This window comes from Marinomonas sp. UCMA 3892 (assembly GCF_012726345.1).
Taxonomy (GTDB): Bacteria; Pseudomonadota; Gammaproteobacteria; order Pseudomonadales; family Marinomonadaceae; genus Marinomonas.
The window spans coordinates 162089-180634 of record NZ_PTXN01000001.1 but is presented as its reverse complement, the minus strand read 5'-3'; the positions used below and the strand labels follow the sequence as shown (position 1 = coordinate 180634).

Sequence of the window (18546 nt, the reverse complement as noted above, 5' to 3'; positions counted from 1 at the left end):
GATTTATTCTCCCTTTTTATCAACATTTTCGTATATCAGATGACCCAGCGCCGTATTAGAAACAGGCACATGGTAATGACGATGAATTTCGTTAACCTCATGATTCAGCGCACCACGCATGATTAACCACATCACCATTTCACTCCCTTCTGTTCCGGATTCTCGAATATATTCAACTTGAGAAATCGCCCCTAGCTTCTCATAGTCACTCTTTAAATCATCCAGAAAAGCGAGGTCCCACTCTTGGTTAATCAAGCCAGCACGCTCACCCAGCAATTGATGACTCATGCCACCTGTTCCCCAAACCTGAACATTTAGGTCTTCTGGAAATTGCTCTACTGCAGCTCGAATCGCTTTGCCCAAAGCTAGGCAACGATCACCCGTTGGCGCAGGATAAACCACGGTATTGACGGCCAAGGGAATAACTTGGCAAGGCCATTCTTCCACTTCTCCAAACACCATAGACAAAGGCACGGTAAGACCATGATCCACGTCCATTTCATTGACAATCGTCATGTCAAAGCCTTGCTTTATCAAGGATTCGGTAATATGCCACGCTAGTTTCGGCGCGCCTTTTACCGTTGGAACAGGACGTGCACCATAACCTTCGTCTGCTGGGTGATATTCTTCCCCACAGCCAATCGCAAAAGTTGGGATTACCTTCATATCAAACGCTGTCGCGTGATCGTTGTAGACCAAGACGACCACATCTGGTTTTTGCTCGCGAATCCACTTTTTAGTGAACTGATAACCATCAAATATTGGCGCCCACTTCTCATCGCCACTATCGCCCTTATCAATAATATGTCCCAGCAACGGAATATGAGAGGTACCTAATCCACAGGTGATTTTGGCCATTATTGCTTCTCCTCAGATGTGTTACTTACAACATAACGATTCCCTTCTGGCGAACGGCCACCACGGCGCATCATATCGATGTATTCATCAACGGATAAATTGGTCATAGTGGAAACGGCCGCAGCCACGCTTAGTCCATCGCTCGAACTGATTTTGACTAGGTAATAAATGTTGCCACCAAGGGCAATGAGTTGACTAAAATCGCGAGCAATCACGGCTTTTTTTTGCGCTTCCGTCATAGGCCACTTATCTAGATAAGCACGTTCATTTTGCTTAAACGCCGTTCGATTAGACTCTTGCATTAAGGACATACAAAATTGATTGAGGTGAAAGCCTATTCTGGCCATATCGCCGTCAAATACGGTCGTGCCAGGAATATCACTGTAAGGCTTATTGTTATTATTCATTCGCGTCTTACCTTTGCTCGCTTCTTATCCTCACTAAAGAGGAATTAACTAAGTAGAACTTATTCAATTAAAGGTACACAGAAAAAACCAACCTTACATATGCACAATCAAAAACATGGCTTAAATTTTGGTTATATCATAAATTATAAATAACGAACTTTTACTCACCACGACTTCACGAAATGACTTTTTAAAAGGAAACCAAGGATGAGCAACCCTAATTCAAATTTTCCACTGACACTCAAACAATGCCGTGTTATCAGGGAAATAATGAAGAAAGGTACCGAAAAAGAAGCAAGCTCGTCGTTAAACCTAAGTCAATCCAGTGTCTCGCGTGCACTGTCACAAGCCGAACAAGCATTGCAGGTGGATATTTTTACCCGTGGCTGGAGTGGAGCAGAACCAACGTCAGCAGGAGAAGTGGTGATCTCATCTTGTAATAGCATTTTACAAGCGATTTCCGATACAGAGCGCCAATTGCAAAGTAACGTTACTACCTTACTAAAATTAAAAACCTACGTAGAATGGCGACATCTATTGATCATTGAAGCTGTCGTAAAAGTTGGCAGTGCCTCTGTTGCCGCGCAAACACTTGGCATGACACAACCAGCAGTCAGTAAAACATTAAAAGAAATCGAAAATATGGTGCAGCAGCCACTCTTCTTAAGAGCGCGCCGTGGTTTGATTCCACAAACTGCAGCTAAGCAACTGGCTTCGTTATTCCTAAGAATTTCACCTGTGGCTCAATCGCTACATCACAGTCTTCAATCACTGCCAAACGAGCTAACCGGTAGACTGTCCGTAGGTATGCTGTCGTTTTCCTGCCAAGATATTGTTCCCATTGCGTTTGCTTCTATATTTAAACAACACTCAGGGATTCGTCTACAAGCCATGCAAGGTCCCTACCACATGTTAGCCAACGCCCTACGACAAGGTGAGATCGATTGCTTTTTAGGCCTAATGAGAAAAGGTCCGCTTCATCCAGAGTTAATTGAACTGCCCTTATTAAAAGCCCAATACGCTTTGATTGCTCGTGCTGATCATCCGATTCACAACGAAGCAAAGACACTCAATGATCTGGTTAATGAACGCTGGATTGTAGCGCGTCACGGCACGCCTATTAGGGATTATTTCGAAAGTCTGTTCCATAGCATAGACAACAAACCGCCCATCCAAGCACTGGAAATGTTGACCTTTGCCTCTTCAGAAGAGCTGGTTATCCACAGTGACGCCATCGCGCTGTTGTTCTATGACGACTGGAATATAAACAAACTCAACCCTCGCCTAAAACAAATTTCTATTCCACTCCCCAATCCAGAATGCACCATAGGGATAACACTGCATCGCGAACGACAATCCACCATTATTCAGACATTCATTGAAGAGTTAAAGTTAACGGTTATAGACAAGCTAAAAACACAATAACCGATAACCATGAGACCGCGAATAACAAAAAGCTCTATACCATCAGCATGGAGCTTTTTCATTTCTAAGATTTATCTAGCTAAAAAAACACCTTAAAAAGGATAAGGCGTTGCCGCTTGCTTAACGGTCACCCATTGCCAATGAGTATAAAGATCCCAATCTGCAGGGCCACACACCGCGCTGCCATTGCCTGATGCGCCGCAACCACCAAATGGGTTAATACATTCATCATTCACAGTTTGATCATTGATATGCAGCAAGCCCACATGCAACTGAGCGCCGATATTTTGTGCACGAGAAAGGTCGTTCGAAATCACCGCTCCAGCTAAACCATATTGCGTATTATTGGCCATAGCCACAGCTTCGTCATCGTGTTTAAAGGTCACAATATTAACCACTGGACCAAAGATTTCTTCATCAAAAGAGCGCATTCCCGGCTTCACATTGCTCAATACGGTTGGCGCATAAAAAGGCCCTTCGTGCGTTCCGCCCGCTTCTAGCTTAGCGCCCGCCGCGATGGTGTCCTGAACAATAGCATGCACTTTCTCTAACTGCCGCTGATTAATCAGCGGCCCTAAAGCGACTTTTCCTGAAGCTGGATCACCAACGGGTAAATGCTTGGCTTTTTCGACGATTTTAGCCGTTAGCACATCTGCGATGCTTTCTTGAACCAAGATACGACCAGACGCCATGCAAATTTGTCCTTGGTGGAAATACGCACCCCAAGCAATATTACTGGCAGCCACATCTAAATCGGCATCTTCCAAAATGATCAAGGAGCTTTTGCCACCTAACTCAAGAGACACTTTTTTCAAATTACGACCACAGGCTTCACCCACTTTTCGGCCTGCAGCAGTAGATCCAGTGAACGCTACCATACCGATCTCTGGCGCAGCACAAAGCGCTTCACCAGCTTCAACAGCACCCGGTAAGACTTGAAATACGCCTTTTGGCAAACCTGCAGCTTCCAAGGCAAGAGCAAGAATAAAACCGCCAGTGACAGGCGTTTGTGGATCTGGTTTGGTGACTACCGCATTACCTGTCGCCAAGGCTGGAGCAATAGACCGAATAGAGAGAATCATCGGAAAGTTAAAGGGAGAAATAACACCCACAACACCAATAGCCTTACGTGTCGCGTAAGACATTTTTTCGGGGACAGAAGGCAAGGTTAGACCATTTGGCTCCAACGTCATATTGGCAGCTAATTGCAGAATTAGAATGGCTTCTTTTACTTCGTGCTGGCCTTTAGGAATAATACCGCCGGTTTCACGGGCAATATACAAAGCCAGTTCGTCAAAGTTTTCTTGCATGAAAGCGGCGGCTTTATGAAACAATGTAGCCTTGTCTCTTGGTGGGACTTTTAACCATTCTTTTTGCGCTTCATTGGCTCGCTGACAAGCCAAATAAACTTCATCTGCTGTAGCAATACCAACGTCACTCAAAACCTTACCTGTCGCTGGCTCCATAACGTCTTGCTTGTTTGAAGCAGCAACCCAGTCACCCGTAAAAAACTTACCAGACCATTTTTTAGATTCAAGTACAGATACCGTCATATGCATTCTCCTATTTATTTTTATTAGCCACTGAATTTCTACTAAGACAAATCAAGCCAAGTGGAAGTTCAGTATTTTGGTTATTCATACCATTCGTACACTACAGCAATAGCTATGCCGAAATAATACTTCAGCAAATTCCATCAAAATATAAAACGCAACATATTGATAAATAAAGGTTTGTAATTTTATCAATATCGATAATCCGATATTGCATTGTATAAATATCCAACAACAACTTGACGATATCGTTAAATACAATCAAAACTAGGAAAAAGCAGTTAACCATTTCATCAACTAGATGAAAGAGGAAAAATAATAATGACGAACTCTCATCGCATTTCTTTAGCAGACTTAGCTAAAAGCAATCAAAAAATCCTACTCAAAGGCAGCTCCCGTGAACTAGATGGCCAACATGCACCCACCGTAGAGGAGCTGACAGAATGTCTGTTTTTTTCGCCCGGTGATGGTCGCATTTGGTTAGACGATCAACGCATGTTACTAATCCACAGCTCGTCGTTTGGTCTATTGCGTCGCGAGATGATTGATTCCCTTGGTCTCGAAAAATCGCGCGACATTCTTACTCGAACAGGTTATTTATCTGGCCTAAGAGACGCAGAGCTCATTCAAAAGCGCTGGCCAGACTCAGATCCAGCCTCCATTTTCACTGCTGGCACTCATCTTCATGGGCTAGAAGGTGTCGTCAAAGTGGAAACTATTCACTTTGAATTTGACACCGAAAAAGGTGCATATGATGGTGAATTTCTTTGGCATCACAGCAGTGAAGATGAAGAACACATTACCGCTTACGGCATTGGTAGCTCACCCGCATGCTGGATGGAATTAGGTTACGCCATCGGTTATGTCTCTGGCTTAGTAGGATCTCTGGTCATTTTCAGGGAAATAGAATGTCAATCTATGGGGCATTCGGTCTGTCGGGTCATCGGTAAATCTGCCGAACTTTGGGATAATATCGAAGACGATATTCGCTTCCTTAACGTCACTTCTCAAAATGCTGAACTGGTTACTAAACCTTCCCCTAAACTCGACCTAATGGAACCAGAACTGTTAGACGATCAGCCAAAAATGATTGGAGTTTCCGCCGCTTTTACCGCTGCTAATCATTCATTACAAAAGGTCGCACCAACCAATGCTACAGTGCTATTCACTGGCGAATCTGGAGTAGGCAAGGAGCTTTTTGCCAGTATGCTGCATAAATTCAGTCGCCAAACTGGTCCTTTTGTCGCATTTAACTGTGCTGCGATTCCTGAAAATCTCATAGAAACTGAACTGTTTGGCGTCGAAAAAGGCGCCTATACAGGAGCAACGAGTAGCCGTCCCGGTCGCTTTGAAAGAGCCAATGGCGGTACACTATTCTTAGATGAAATTGGCACACTAAGCCTAGCAGGACAGAGTAAATTATTACGTGTTTTACAAGAAAAAGAAGTAGAACGAGTCGGCGGTATTTCAGCTATTAAAATCAATGTAAGAGTCGTCGCTGCAACCAATGTAGACCTACGTAAAGCCATTGAAAAAGGCGAATTCCGGGAAGATTTGTTCTTTCGTTTAAACGTCTTCCCAATACATCTACCTCCGCTAAGGGAGCGAAAAGCTGACATCCCATTGCTCATTAATCACTTCTACCATCACTTTTGCCAACTGCATCAAAAAGCGCCATCTGGCATGACGCAAACAGCGCGACGAGCGTTATTAAATTATGGTTTTCCGGGGAATATTCGCGAGTTACAAAATCTAATGGAGCGCGGCGTGATTGCATCAGAAGAAGGTGAACCGATTGATCTTCCACATTTGTTTAGAAACGAGTTTATTCCAGAAGAAATTATCTACTCAGTGAATCACCAAGGCACCTTAAGCCATGCCGATAGCAAAAAAGAAGCGACAGAATCGCTCTTGGAACACATCACTCAATTTGTCGGTGGAAAAGATCATCTTGATATTGAAGAGCTTGAGCAAAGCTTATTACGAGAAGCCGTAGAAAACGCCCAAGGCAATTTATCTGAAGCGGCAAGACGAGTTGGTCTAAGCAGACCACAATTGGCTTATCGTCTAAAGAAGAATAAGTAAAACAAAAAAGTGGTCATTTAAAAATCAGATAAGCCTGTGATACAGCACAATCACAGGCTTATCAGCTTCCGTCGATCTACCATATTCTGAATATTTAAAGATAAGTCGAAGCCAATCCACCATCAACAGGTATATTCACGCCACATACCCAACGGGAAGCATCGGAGCAAAGAAAAGCGATCACTTCTGCCACTTCATCCGAATAAGCAGGACGTAACATACGCTCGGCGTCTTTTTGAACTCGCTCTTCACCAAGCATAGATACAAAATCGCCTAAAATTGGCGTAAAAACAGGACCTGGAGCCACGCAATTCATACGTACGCCATGATCACGGAACCAAGTAAAAGCTTGCTGCGTTGACCAAACAATAAGAGCTTCTTTGAAATACTGATAACAGGTTTCTTGTGGAACTGGGTTCTTTTTCAGCCAAGCAGCACCTTCTTCAAAATAAGAGGTACCAGCCAATGCTTTATGCTGTTCAAGACGCTCTGGCCACTCGATACCTAACACAGAAGCCACATTGACAATACTGGCCCCTTGATTGAATCTAGGAATCAAAGCTTCACTTAAATGGCGCAACCCCAAATAATTCACGCGACCAACCAACTCGGCATCTGCAGTGCCTGGCACACCAGCGATATTACACAAGGCATCAATTTTTTCAGGCAAAGCAGCGAGCGCCGCATCAATCGCCGTAGGATTACCTAAATCTATTTGTACAAAGCCATCCAGCGTCATACTTGGTTCATTGCGATCTACTCCGATAACACGCGCACCATGAAAGCGAGCTAATCGAGCAACATCAGCACCGATACCTGAAGACACACCGGTAACCACAATGGTTTTATTCACTAATGTCATCTTGTTTCCCCTTATTTTTTTTATGAAACGTAAGGCAAAGTAGAGAGACACCACTTTGCCAGTCAGCTACAAGGAGAATTGCATGGAGTGTGCCCAAATCGAAAAAAAGCCACAATTTTATTTTATGAAAACGTCAAGGCATTGATATATTGACGTTTTTATCAAGAGTTAATCAGAACATAAATAAATAAGCCCAGTGCATAATAATGCACTCAGTTAATCAAATGATTAAATTATGAAAGTAGAGAAATAAAACGATTGATGATTTAAACAATGACTAAAAGCGAGACAATCACCCACGACTCAGTTTTAGCTTCTGCCGAATACGACTCAAAGCGACTGGCGTGATACCGATATAAGACGCAATTTGCTGCTGTGGAATAGAATCTTTTAACTCAGGATAAGCAGCACAAAAATCCAAATAGCGTCGTTCAGCGGAATGTTTTACAAAGGCATTTTCACGCTCCTCTTTGACGATAAAGATACGCTCAAGGAATTTAGCGTAACACTCTAAAAAGCCTATATCGTGGCGCATTTGGGCGTAAAAAGCTTGCCAAGTATAAGAAGACACCATACTGTCTTCCAAGGCTTGGATACCGAACAAAACTCGAGTCTCGGTTACCATTGCCTTGGTTGAACCAATGATTCTCGGGCTCTTCGCAAAAGTTTGTGTGAACTCTTTCCCCTCATCGGAAACACTCACATAGCGCACCAATCCAGAATGTAAAAAATACAAACGATTCGCAAAATCACCTTGCTGAAACAGGTAATCGCCTTTGCAAATCACATGGACATCCATTGGTACCGTCAATCTTTGCCAATCAATATCGTAGCCTAATTCGTTAAAATACGCTTCGAAGCTATTTTGAAGTTGAGTTCGATCCATGAGCGAGCTTTACCTTGCTTAAATTGCCATCAATAAGAAACAGTGCGACGCCTAAAAATACAATGCCAGAAGCAAAAGGCCAATCGACCAAGCTTAATAAACGTGATTGAGTCAACGCGGTAAATAACGCAACCCAAACTGGTATTGTATAAGATATCGCAAGCAAGCGACTTGCCCCAACCGTCATGACCAAACGCTGCTGTAACACAAAGGTAAATAAGGTAGTAAACACCGTCAGATACAACACATTTATCCAGAAACCTTGCGACAACCATTGCACCTGATCAAGCTCTCCCCAAATCAACGCGATAGGCAGTAGCCAAAGCGTTCCAAACAACATAATCATGAAAGCACCGGATAATGCCCCTAACGAACGCCCCCATTTTTGTACCGACACTACATGCAAAGCCAATAAGAAACATGCCCCAACAAAAATATAATCGCCGGAATGCCACTGAAATCCGTCGTTGTCTTGTACAGAAAAACCTTGTGTAGAAAACAACACAGTCATCGCGCCAATTGAGCCAAGAACAAACCCAATGACTCGCCATAAAGGCGCGACTTCCTTGAGCCAAACTCTCGCTATCATCACACCAATTAAGGGAACAAGCGTATACAAAACAGAGGTATTCAACGGCGTTGTCGACTGCAACGCCACAAACAAACCAATAAAAAATCCCACTAATGCGCCGCTTATCACCACATAATGAAAAAGCCGCTGACGAGAAGCGAACAAAGCCTTAAACTGCTCGGTTTTATTCAACCTAGCCCGCTGCCAATTAAACAATAGCGCTGGCAACATAATTAACATCGCCAATAAAAAACGAAACGCCGACGTCGCAACCGGACTGGCGTATTCCACCATATGACCCGATACGATAAAAGAAGACGCCATCAACCAAGCCCAAAGTAACAATGTAAAAAATGAACTCATGACGTTATCCCAACTTTATTTTCGGCCAAAACAGGCGCTACAAAGCGGATAAAAAGATGTTCAACTACCGAAGGTTCAAGATTGATATCAAACTCAGAGCTCAAAATATTCCCAAGGGACTCAGGGCTTTCAATCAACAGCTTCTGCTCACCTTGGCTGTCTCTAATAGTCAGCTCTGCATTCACCAAAGCGATCGTCTGGTCTTGCTTCTTCAAGGTCACCATTAGGTTCTTAAGAAACACCGCATTGGAGTTTTTATGAGAATAAAAATGCCCCAGCGCACAATCTGCATCGCTGTAAGTCGCATTATCAAAACGATAAAGGGTAAAATAGTCATCGCCCTTCACTACCTGTAAATCATATTCACCCTTACCTTTAGCGAGCATTCGATAACGGTCTAAACCAGCTACTTGCTGTGTGTTTATATCTAACCGCAATGGTGCAATCGGCCCGTTACCACCAAAACCGGTGTCAACTAAATAGCTCACTCCTTCTAGCGTTAACAAGGTCACACGATGCGTTCTGCCCGCTTCGCGCTCAAAATTGTTATTCAGTACTCTTGCCAACTTAAGCTGCACGTCATAACCCAAGGCTTTTAATAGCTCAAACGTTAGCTTGTTATGTTCAAAGCAATAACCGCCCAAACTACGAGTCACTATTTTCTGGCTGATCGCATCAAGATCCAAAGAAATATCTTCACCCAACACCACTGCCAAGCTATTGAAACTATAACGAGCCACATGCTCAGCCTGCAGGGCTTGAACAAACTTAATATTTGGCTGCTCTGGTACAACCAAACCTAGGTCAGATAGATAATTTTGTAGACTGGATGATAACGGCATATTTCACTTCCTTAATAATCAACATACATGGAATACGACCAAGACTACTGCAAAAAAAAAGAGAAGGAATTAACCTAAGTTAACTCCTTCTCTTTTTTTAGACATCAGGGATAAAATTAATGATCTTTATATGAAAGACATAGTTTATTTTTTAGCACTTTTATATCTGTAATAAAAAGGAAGCAGTATAGAAACTACAGATAGAAGAATAAAACCAAGACTAATAGGATGACTAAAAAATATAGTCCAATCACTATCGTACATTGCCATGCTTCGTCTAAAATTAGATTCAACCATATAGCCCAATATCATACCTAAGACAACAGGTGCAGAACTAAACCCATAACGATTCAAAAAGTAACCAAATATCCCAAAGAACAATAAAATCCAAGCAGATGTTAGAGAACCACTGATTCCATAAGCTCCTACGATACACATAACCAATATAAACGGCATAAGGAAAGATCGAGGAATTTGTAGAACTTTCACAAACAGTTTTATTCCAACTGCTTGAAAGCAAAACATAAAAATATTTGCAATTAGAAACGCAATAATAATTCCATAAGCGATATCAGCATGATCCTGAAACAATAATGGCCCAGGCTGTAATCCATGTATAAGAAGTCCGCCCATTAACACTGCGGCAGAAGCATCCCCAGGAATACCTAATGTCATCATTGGAATTAATGCACCGCCGGTCATACCATTATTAGCAGATTCACACGCAACAATTCCTTCATTATGGCCTGTTTGAAATTTTTCCGGTGTCTTTGATTGTCTTTTAGCAACATCGTAAGCTAAAAAAGAAGCAATACTTCCTCCGGCCCCAGGAACAGCACCGACCAAAGAACCAATTACAGAACTAACAGACCAAACTCGCCACAGACCAAAAGTTTCCTTAAAGCGAGGATAAGCATTATCCACTTTAATTTTTATTTCTGCGCCCTTAGCATTTCGACTCGAAACAATATCGCCAATAATTTGGGACAACGCAAACAAGCCTATTAGTGCAGGCATGAAGTCTACACCGCCAATTAAATCAGGAATATCTGCAGTGAGCCTAACTATGCCACTCAATGAATCAATCCCAATCAAGGAAATCAATACACCAATAAGGCCTGCAACCAATCCCTTCACAATTGATTGCCCTGAAACTGATGCGATAATAGTTAAACCAAAAATACCTAATGAAAAATACTCTACGGCACTAAATTCAAGAGCAGCTTTGGCAATAATAGGTGACAATAATGCAAAAACTAAAACACTAATTATTCCGCCAATAAAAGAAGCGACAACACATAGACCTAAAGCTCTTCCTGGCTCTCCTCTTTTCGACATTGGATAAGCATCCAGTGTGGTTGCAACAGAAGAGGGAGTACCAGGTATATTTAACAAAGCAGCAGGTATCGACCCTCCAGATATAGCACCACAATACATACCAAACAACATCCCCATACCACTGATAGGCGGCATACTAAATGTCAATGGCAATAAAAGAGCAATCCCCATAGTAGCTGTCAGGCCGGGTAAAGAACCAAAAATCAGCCCTAAAACAGTACCAGCAGCAATAGCAAGAAAGATGGTTGGTTCTAAAAAAGCGTCAAACGAATGAACAAATTGCATAAACATAATAATCCACCTTTAACTACGGCAAACTCATTTTAAAAAGAACCGAGAAGACAAAATAAATTGAAAGCGTCGCTATAAAAGAAAACAGAGCTGACACCAAATAAGATTTATAACTCAAGCCTCCACTGTTTAAAAGGTAACTATTAAGCCGCTGAAATAGAAATAAGAAAATTATTGTCGAAGCAAAAAAACCTATTAAAGATAAGATAAATATATAAACAAAGATCAATAATAAAGTTCCAGCTAATGCAAAAAACTCAGCACGACTAAAAAATAGCTTTTCACTTTTTTCTCTAAATTCTATAACAAACAAATAAGAAACAAGAAATAAGATCAAGACACAAATAACAATAGGAAGAAAAGCTGCCCCTGGATCATTTTCTACACCTATTCCTGAAGGAATATCCCAAGATAGTTTTAAGAAAAAACCGGCGCCAGCCATGAGAAAAAGATAAAAAACATGTTGTTCTTTCAAGTGAAACATATTGTCACCTAAATAGTTAAAATATGGTCAGGTGTCTAACATCCACCTGACCTTTTATACTTATTTTTTCAAGTTATGAGCCGTATTAATAAAAGACTCAGCTAACAGTGACATCCATTTGTCTAAATTTTCACCTGATTTTTGAAAATCAACTTGACCTCCCTGAGTAGCAATCAGCTGCTGAAATTTTTCATCCTTGACTGCATGCTCTAGGGCTTTATTCCAAGCCACTTTTACTTCATCACTCACTCCAGCAGGTGCTGCAATGCCTCGCCAATTGGTCAAATTTAAATCTATACCAGTTTCTTGTAACGTAGGAACATCTGGGTACTCGCTGAGACGCTTGCTACCCAAAGAAAGTAATGGTTTCAATTTTCCAGATTTAATACCAGAAGATAGATCACCTAGGTTCAACATTAATGCATCAATATGCCCTCCCATTGCAGCAACTACTGCCTTAGAAGAACCATCATGAGGGATTTGTTTAGCTTGATAACCTGCAACATTCGCTAGTATCTGACTAGCAACATGAGTTGATCCGCCATAACCTGAGAAACCAAATTTAATTTTATTTGGATGCTCTTCCATATCTTTTAATAAGTCATTCCAACTATTCCATGGGCCATCAGCACGAACGGCTACAATATAATCTTCCGTTAAGATATTGCCTAAATAATCAAAATCTTTGTACTTGTAAGTAGCATTCCCCATGCCCTCTGTAGCAAAAATTACATTATTAGGAATTGTCACGGTATAACCATCAGGCTTAGCATGTACTAGCTGAGTAAAACCTAGAATACCACCGCCGCCAGGGACATTTTTCACGATAACGGTTTGACCTAGCGACTCTTCCAATGCAGGCTGTAGGGCCCTAGCCAAAACATCGGTACCGCCACCAGCTCCATAAGGAATCAACATAGTAATGGTTTTTTCAGGATAAGCTGCGTATGAACTCTGAGCTAGGACAGCCCCAGCGAGAGTAAGAGAGAGCGAAAGTAACTTTATATGCTTTTTCATGCTTAATGCCTTTTATTTTGTTTGTTGGTCTTTGCATTAATGTGCCTAAACACACATTATTAATTTTTCCATTTCATAATTTGCTACTAGTCATTTAGTAGACAGATTGGTCTGACTGCACTGCAGACTTACCAAATTCAAATTCCTCTGCACGCTTCCTGATCGCTTGCATCATGAGTGATACATCTAACCCAACAGCAACGAATCCTACGCCTAATTCCATGTACCGTTTTGCCTGTGCAGAATCACTGGTTAACGTACCTGCTGATTTTCCACTCGCTATTATTTTTCGAATACTTTCTTCAATCGCCTGCTTGACCTCAGGATGACTGGGATTGCCAACATGCCCCATAGACGCTGCTAAATCCGCAGGCCCAATAAAAACACCATCAACACCTTCAACGGCACAAATTGATTCTAAATTTTCAAGGGCAGTAACAGACTCAACCTGAACCAATACACAAATATCTTGATTGGCGTTATGAACATAATCCGTTATACCATTCCATAAAGACGCTCTTGCTGCGGCGGCACCAACCCCCCTCGTTCCAAAAGGAGGATAACGAGTCGACTTAACAATCGCCTCTGCTTGCTCAGCACTTTGCACCATAGGTATAAGTAAAGTCTGTGCACCAACATCCAATATTTGCTTAATAAAAGTAGGATTATCATCAGCTAGACGCACGACTGGATGAGAAGAATAAGGAGCAATAGCTTGTAATTGTAAAAGCATCGATTGCAAGTTATTAGGTGCATGCTCTCCGTCAATCAAAAGCCACTGAAACCCAACAGAAGCACACATTTCAGCACTGTATGAGCTTCCCATTGAAAGCCAGAACCCAACCTGCTGTTCTCCTCTGGATAAAGCTTGTTTAAATTCGTTAGTTTTTTTTATTTTCATAACAACCTCTTAAGAAAGATTTCCTTGGCATAAATATTTAATATGCAGGTAATCATCTAATCCATATTTAGAGCCTTCTCGACCATAACCAGATTCTTTAACACCTCCAAATGGGGCTGAATCTGCCGCAATAGCTCCTTCGTTAATACCTACAATCCCTGTTTCTAATGCACTGGCAAGTCGCCAAATACGGCTAACATTTTCAGAGTAAAAATAAGCAGCTAAGCCAAAAGGAGTATCATTGGCTTGTTCTATGACTTCTTGTTCATTATCAAAACAAAATAATGGAGCAACTGGACCAAACGTCTCTTCCTGACAAAGAACGGCATTTTTACTCACATTCCCTAGCACTGTGGGAGCAATATAATTAGGGCCATCAGATATTCGAACCCTATTTCCACCAACTAATACCCTTGCACCTTTCTGTACAGCATCGTCGATATGAGACAGTATCTTGTCTACTGCTCTCTCATTTATCATTGGGCCAATTTCACTATCTAATTCGCTGGCAGGGCCAACTTTTAGAGCACGAACTTTCTCCACTAATTTTGCAGCAAATTCGTCATAAACCTTTGCTTGCACATAAACTCGATTAGGGCACACACAGGTTTGACCACCGTTACGAAATTTCGCTGCCATTAAGCCAGACACTGCAGCGTCTAAATCTGCATCTTCGAAGACAATAAAAGGAGCATTACCTCCAAGTTCTAAAGAAAGTTTTTTCAACGTTGCCGCTGAGGCTTGAGCCAAATGCTTACCAACTGGTGTTGAACCAGTAAAACTGATTTTACGAACTCGACTATCTTGCAACCAGTTGTTCACCATCGCTGGTGTATTATTACGAGATGAACACACTATATTAATCACACCACTAGGTATTCCAGCGACCTCGGCCAGCTTAACCAAGGCAAGCGATGTAAGCGGAGTGTCTTCTGCTGGTTTAGCGACGACAGTACAACCAGCAGCCAAAGCTGGTGCGATTTTTCGAGTAATCATGGCAGCAGGGAAGTTCCATGGCGTTATGACTGCTGTGACACCAACAGGCTCTTTAATCGCCATCATTTTTCGACCAACTACAGGAGATTCGATTAAATCTCCCTCAATTCGAGGAGCTTGTTCGGCAAACCATTCAACATAACTTGCTGCATAGCTAATCTCACCCTTGGCCTCGGCTAATGGCTTACCTTGCTCTAACGAAATGAGCCCAGCTAACGTATCCAAATTAGCTAAAATCAAAGCATGCCAAGCCTTTAGATACTGAGCTCGCTTTCTTGCAGGCACTAACCGCCATGTTAAAAAAGCCTGATGCGCTGCATCAACGGCAGCCAAAGCATCACTAGCATCGCTATCTGGAACATGAGCAATCACTCCTTGATTAGCAGGATTCAAAACCTCAAACGTTTGCTCTGACTGAGCCGTTGTCCAAACTCCCGCGATATAGTTTTGATTCGTAATTGTATGTTGACTCATGCAATTGATTCCTCTGCAATATAGAAAATGGAATTAACTAACAATACCGATGTGCCAAGGAATAAACTCGTTATCACCTAAGCCTAAGCGTTCGCTAGAGGTACTTTCTCCGGATGCCACTTTAATAATATGTTCGAAAATATGTTGCCCCATTTCCTCAAGGCTCATTTTTCCATCCAGTATTAACCCACAGTTAATATCCATATCTTCTTGTAAGCGGTTATACATATTTGAATTAGATGCTAATTTAATCGTAGGAGCAGGCTTTGAACCGAACATAGACCCCCGCCCTGTCGTAAAGCAGATCAAATTCGCTCCGCCAGCTATTTGTCCGGTTGCTGAAACTGGGTCATATCCAGGAGTATCCATAAAAACAAAACCATTTTGTTCAATAGGTTCTGCATATTCATAAACCGCTTGAAGAGGTGTCGTACCGCCTTTCATGGCGGATCCCAACGATTTTTCAAAGATATTTGCCAAGCCGCCAGCTTGATTGCCCTGCCCAACCACACCATTAAACTGCCCATTGTGACCGCGGGTATATTCATCCCACCAAGAAAGACGATCTAATAGCTTCTGACCGACTTCCTGACTAATAGCACGTCGAGTCAGCATATATTCGACACCATGAATTTCTGGAGTCTCAGATAAAATGGCTGTACCGCCATGTCTAACCAAAATATCCATGGCCATACCTAATGCAGGATTAGCAGTAATTGCTGAAAACCCGTCAGAGCCGCCACATTGCAAACCTATCTTTAAGTGCTCTACACTCACTGGTTCTCGCACCACCTTATTGGCTTCTGGCAACATACTTTCAATTGCAGCAATACCAGCTGCAATCGTTGCTCTAGTTCCACCCACAGCCTGCATAACCAAGGTCTGTAAATGAGAGTTTTCTTCGAGTTGCTGAGAAGCAATTAAAGAGGACATCTCATTCCGTTCACATCCAAGCCCAACAATAAGCACACCAGCTAAATTTGGATGACGTGCATATCCGGACAAAGTTCTACGGAGGACATCAAAATGATAACTAGGAGAAGACATGCCACATCCACTGGTATGAGGAAAAGCAACAATGCCATCAACATTAGGGAAAGCGGAAAGTCGTTCTGGAGTAAAATGATCTGCAATTTGTCGAATAACAGTAGAAGAACAATTAACCGTTGAAAGAATACCAATATAATTACGCGTTGCTACTTTTCCATTGGAGCGCACAATACCATTAAAAGTCGCTCTTGCTGAAACGTCCACATAATCGACAGGGACAACATCCTGACAAAAGCTAGGATCTCTTTCATAATCAACTAATTCAAGATTGTGCGTATGAACATGATCTCCAGCTTCAATTCGACGTAATGCCACACCAATGCGTGTATCGTATTTGATAATCGGCTCACCAGCCTCAATAAGCCTTGCAGCGATTTTATGACCACCCGAAACTTGAGCTCGAATACGAAGATTAAACTCTGGAACTTGCTGCCCTATTGATACTGACTCACGAACGATGCATACATTATCATTGCTATGCAATTTAATTAGAGGGGACGATGAGGATGACATATTTTATTCACTCACACTAAATTTGTTGTAGTTATGTGAGCAAGTATGTTGAGCATCTATATGAATGTAAAATGAAACAATAGACTCCTCTCATTCCATTATGTTATGAAGTAGATAAGAAAATAAAAAAGAGTAAAACATTTCATGATAGGCATTGATCGCGTCTTACGCTCTAATCTGAGGCTAAGACACTTACAATTATTAGTAGCATTAGATGAATTTCGACACCTAGGAAGAACCGCAGAGTTTCTATCTGTGACTCAGCCTGCCGTATCAAAAATGCTCGCAGAAATAGAAAAAACATTCGACTTACAGCTATTTGAACGTTCGAGTAGAGGAACTGAACCTACCCCATACGGCGTAACCGTTATTAAATTTGCGCGTTCAGTACTAGCAGATTATGACAGAGCTAAAATTGAGATAGCAGCGGTTACGGAAGGTTCAGCTGGTAGAGTACAAGTAGGTGCTATGGTTGCAGCAACACCTACCCTATTAACGCAAGCCGTTAACAACCTTAAAAAAAATGCGACCAAAACAACAGTTCTAATAGAAGAAGGTGACCTAAGGCGCTTATTACCCCGATTAAGGTCTGGGGAGCTAGATCTCATTGTAGGAAGGTTAGAGCCTGGTTATGCAGCCCCAGATTTAGATACAGAAGTACTCTATAACGAATCCATGTGTCTCATTTGCTCACCGAATCATGAAATCCTGAAAGGAAAAATTATTGATTGGCTACTGCTATCACAACAAGCTTGGATTGTTCCGCCATCTTGGGCAGCATCTAGAACAAAACTGAACCAAATATTTTACAAACATAACTTACATCCACCAGAAAACATCATAGAGTCAGCATCATTTTTAAATATACTGATGTCATTACAAACAGGCTCAGCCATAGGCTTTATGGCTCATCAAGTTGCACAGCATTTCGAGCAACAAGGGCTAATGTCTATTATTCCAATAGAGTTAGAAATTGATTTGCCACCTATAGGTATAATCACTTTAGATGGCAGAGAAAAGACGCCGACTACACTAAAGTTAATAGAACAGCTAAGAATGGTAAATGGATGTAAAAATACATAAATAGTGCCAGCTATACCTATATGCTGGAACGATGAATCTCTTTTTCAAACCATTCAACATCCCAGTATTGTCCAAATTTTCGGCCAACTTCTAGGTAAACACCAACAGATTCAAAGCCGAATTTTTCATGGATAATACGGGAAGCTTCGTTGGGTAAGGTGATGCCAGCATAGGCGCGGTGCACGTCTTCAGTTTCCAGTTGCTCAAACAGTTCAAGGTACAAGGCGGTTCCCAATCCTCGACCTTTGGTGTTTGGCTTTAGGTAAATACTGACTTCTACAGAGGTTTCATAGGCGCGTTTTGGTTTGAATTGTCCACTGCAGGCATAGCCGAGAATTTCACCGTCTTGTTCCGCCACCAGTAAACGATACCGACCAGTTGGAGCAAACTGCGAAAACCAAACCGCTCGACCTTCTAATGTGTAAGGCTCTATATCAAAAGTAGTCGCCGTATTCACTATGTAGTGATTATAAAGATCGGTTAACGCGGGTAAATCCTCAATCACAGCTGGACGAATTTGAACGCTCATTTTATCTCCCAATGGCAA

At 41.9% G+C, this 18546-nt stretch carries 17 protein-coding genes; 3 read left to right on the top strand and 14 right to left on the bottom strand.

What is annotated here, in order from left to right:
* Positions 1-3 precede the first annotated feature (3 nt).
* Both B6N13_RS00915 and ligA read right to left on the bottom strand, forming a co-directional pair.
* The gene (locus tag B6N13_RS00915) at positions 4-858 is read right to left on the bottom strand and encodes a class III extradiol dioxygenase subunit beta (RefSeq protein WP_011978340.1); all 855 of its coding nucleotides are present in this window, start codon (positions 856-858) and stop codon (positions 4-6) included.
* Positions 858-1265, bottom strand: a complete 408-nt coding sequence (ligA, locus tag B6N13_RS00910; protein WP_011978339.1) for a protocatechuate 4,5-dioxygenase subunit alpha — start codon at positions 1263-1265, stop codon at positions 858-860. Before ligA ends, B6N13_RS00915 begins: the two co-directional genes overlap by 1 nt.
* A gap of 207 nt (positions 1266-1472) precedes the next feature.
* Here ligA and B6N13_RS00905 point away from each other — a divergent pair, with 207 nt between their 5' ends.
* Positions 1473-2690 carry a LysR family transcriptional regulator gene (locus B6N13_RS00905; RefSeq protein WP_048813879.1) on the top strand — a complete coding sequence of 406 codons (1218 nt, stop codon included), beginning with the start codon at positions 1473-1475 and terminating at the stop codon, positions 2688-2690.
* Positions 2691-2782: 92 nt separating this feature from the next.
* Here the strand turns inward: B6N13_RS00905 and B6N13_RS00900 are convergent, their stop codons facing one another.
* Positions 2783-4243, bottom strand: coding sequence for a benzaldehyde dehydrogenase (locus B6N13_RS00900; protein WP_169458179.1), 1461 nt, complete (start codon positions 4241-4243; stop codon positions 2783-2785).
* Between the two features lie 321 nt (positions 4244-4564).
* On the opposite strand from B6N13_RS00900, the gene B6N13_RS00895 reads away from it, so the two are divergent.
* On the top strand, positions 4565-6328 hold the full coding sequence (locus tag B6N13_RS00895; protein WP_169458178.1) for a sigma-54-dependent Fis family transcriptional regulator: 1764 nt from the start codon (positions 4565-4567) through the stop codon (positions 6326-6328).
* 94 nt (positions 6329-6422) lie between these two features.
* Here B6N13_RS00895 and B6N13_RS00890 read toward each other — a convergent pair whose 3' ends face one another.
* The 10 genes from B6N13_RS00890 to B6N13_RS00845 all read right to left on the bottom strand — a co-directional run bounded on the left by B6N13_RS00890 (position 6423) and on the right by B6N13_RS00845 (position 16916).
* Positions 6423-7190, bottom strand: coding sequence for a coniferyl-alcohol dehydrogenase (locus B6N13_RS00890; protein ID WP_169458177.1), 768 nt, complete (start codon positions 7188-7190; stop codon positions 6423-6425).
* Between the two features lie 292 nt (positions 7191-7482).
* Positions 7483-8076, bottom strand: coding sequence for a Crp/Fnr family transcriptional regulator (locus B6N13_RS00885; RefSeq protein WP_169458176.1), 594 nt, complete (start codon positions 8074-8076; stop codon positions 7483-7485).
* Positions 8051-9010, bottom strand: coding sequence for a DMT family transporter (locus tag B6N13_RS00880; RefSeq protein ID WP_169458175.1), 960 nt, complete (start codon positions 9008-9010; stop codon positions 8051-8053). Before B6N13_RS00880 ends, B6N13_RS00885 begins: the two co-directional genes overlap by 26 nt.
* The gene (locus B6N13_RS00875) at positions 9007-9852 is read right to left on the bottom strand and encodes an arylamine N-acetyltransferase (protein ID WP_011978332.1); all 846 of its coding nucleotides are present in this window, start codon (positions 9850-9852) and stop codon (positions 9007-9009) included. The genes B6N13_RS00880 and B6N13_RS00875 overlap by 4 nt, the downstream gene beginning before the upstream one ends.
* A 144-nt stretch (positions 9853-9996) precedes the next feature.
* Positions 9997-11481, bottom strand: coding sequence for a tripartite tricarboxylate transporter permease (locus B6N13_RS00870; RefSeq protein ID WP_011978331.1), 1485 nt, complete (start codon positions 11479-11481; stop codon positions 9997-9999).
* Positions 11482-11497: 16 nt separating this feature from the next.
* On the bottom strand, positions 11498-11965 hold the full coding sequence (locus tag B6N13_RS00865) for a tripartite tricarboxylate transporter TctB family protein (protein ID WP_169458174.1): 468 nt from the start codon (positions 11963-11965) through the stop codon (positions 11498-11500).
* A 60-nt stretch (positions 11966-12025) separates the two neighbouring features.
* On the bottom strand, positions 12026-12982 hold the full coding sequence (locus tag B6N13_RS00860; RefSeq protein WP_011978329.1) for a tripartite tricarboxylate transporter substrate binding protein: 957 nt from the start codon (positions 12980-12982) through the stop codon (positions 12026-12028).
* A gap of 94 nt (positions 12983-13076) precedes the next feature.
* The gene (gene hpaI / locus B6N13_RS00855; RefSeq protein ID WP_072838796.1) at positions 13077-13883 is read right to left on the bottom strand and encodes a 4-hydroxy-2-oxoheptanedioate aldolase; all 807 of its coding nucleotides are present in this window, start codon (positions 13881-13883) and stop codon (positions 13077-13079) included.
* A gap of 9 nt (positions 13884-13892) precedes the next feature.
* On the bottom strand, positions 13893-15353 hold the full coding sequence (locus B6N13_RS00850) for an NAD-dependent succinate-semialdehyde dehydrogenase (RefSeq protein WP_169458173.1): 1461 nt from the start codon (positions 15351-15353) through the stop codon (positions 13893-13895).
* Between the two features lie 33 nt (positions 15354-15386).
* A complete protein-coding gene (locus B6N13_RS00845) occupies positions 15387-16916 on the bottom strand; it encodes an altronate dehydratase family protein (protein WP_011978326.1) in 1530 nt (509 codons plus the stop codon).
* Positions 16917-17060: 144 nt separating this feature from the next.
* On the opposite strand from B6N13_RS00845, the gene B6N13_RS00840 reads away from it, so the two are divergent.
* Entirely contained in the window at positions 17061-17999 is a 939-nt protein-coding gene (locus B6N13_RS00840; protein WP_169458172.1) for a LysR family transcriptional regulator, read from the top strand.
* 16 nt (positions 18000-18015) lie between these two features.
* Here the strand turns inward: B6N13_RS00840 and B6N13_RS00835 are convergent, their stop codons facing one another.
* Positions 18016-18528 (bottom strand): GNAT family N-acetyltransferase, encoded by a 513-nt coding sequence (locus tag B6N13_RS00835; protein ID WP_169458171.1) that lies wholly within the window; start codon positions 18526-18528, stop codon positions 18016-18018.
* Positions 18529-18546: the final 18 nt, after the last annotated feature.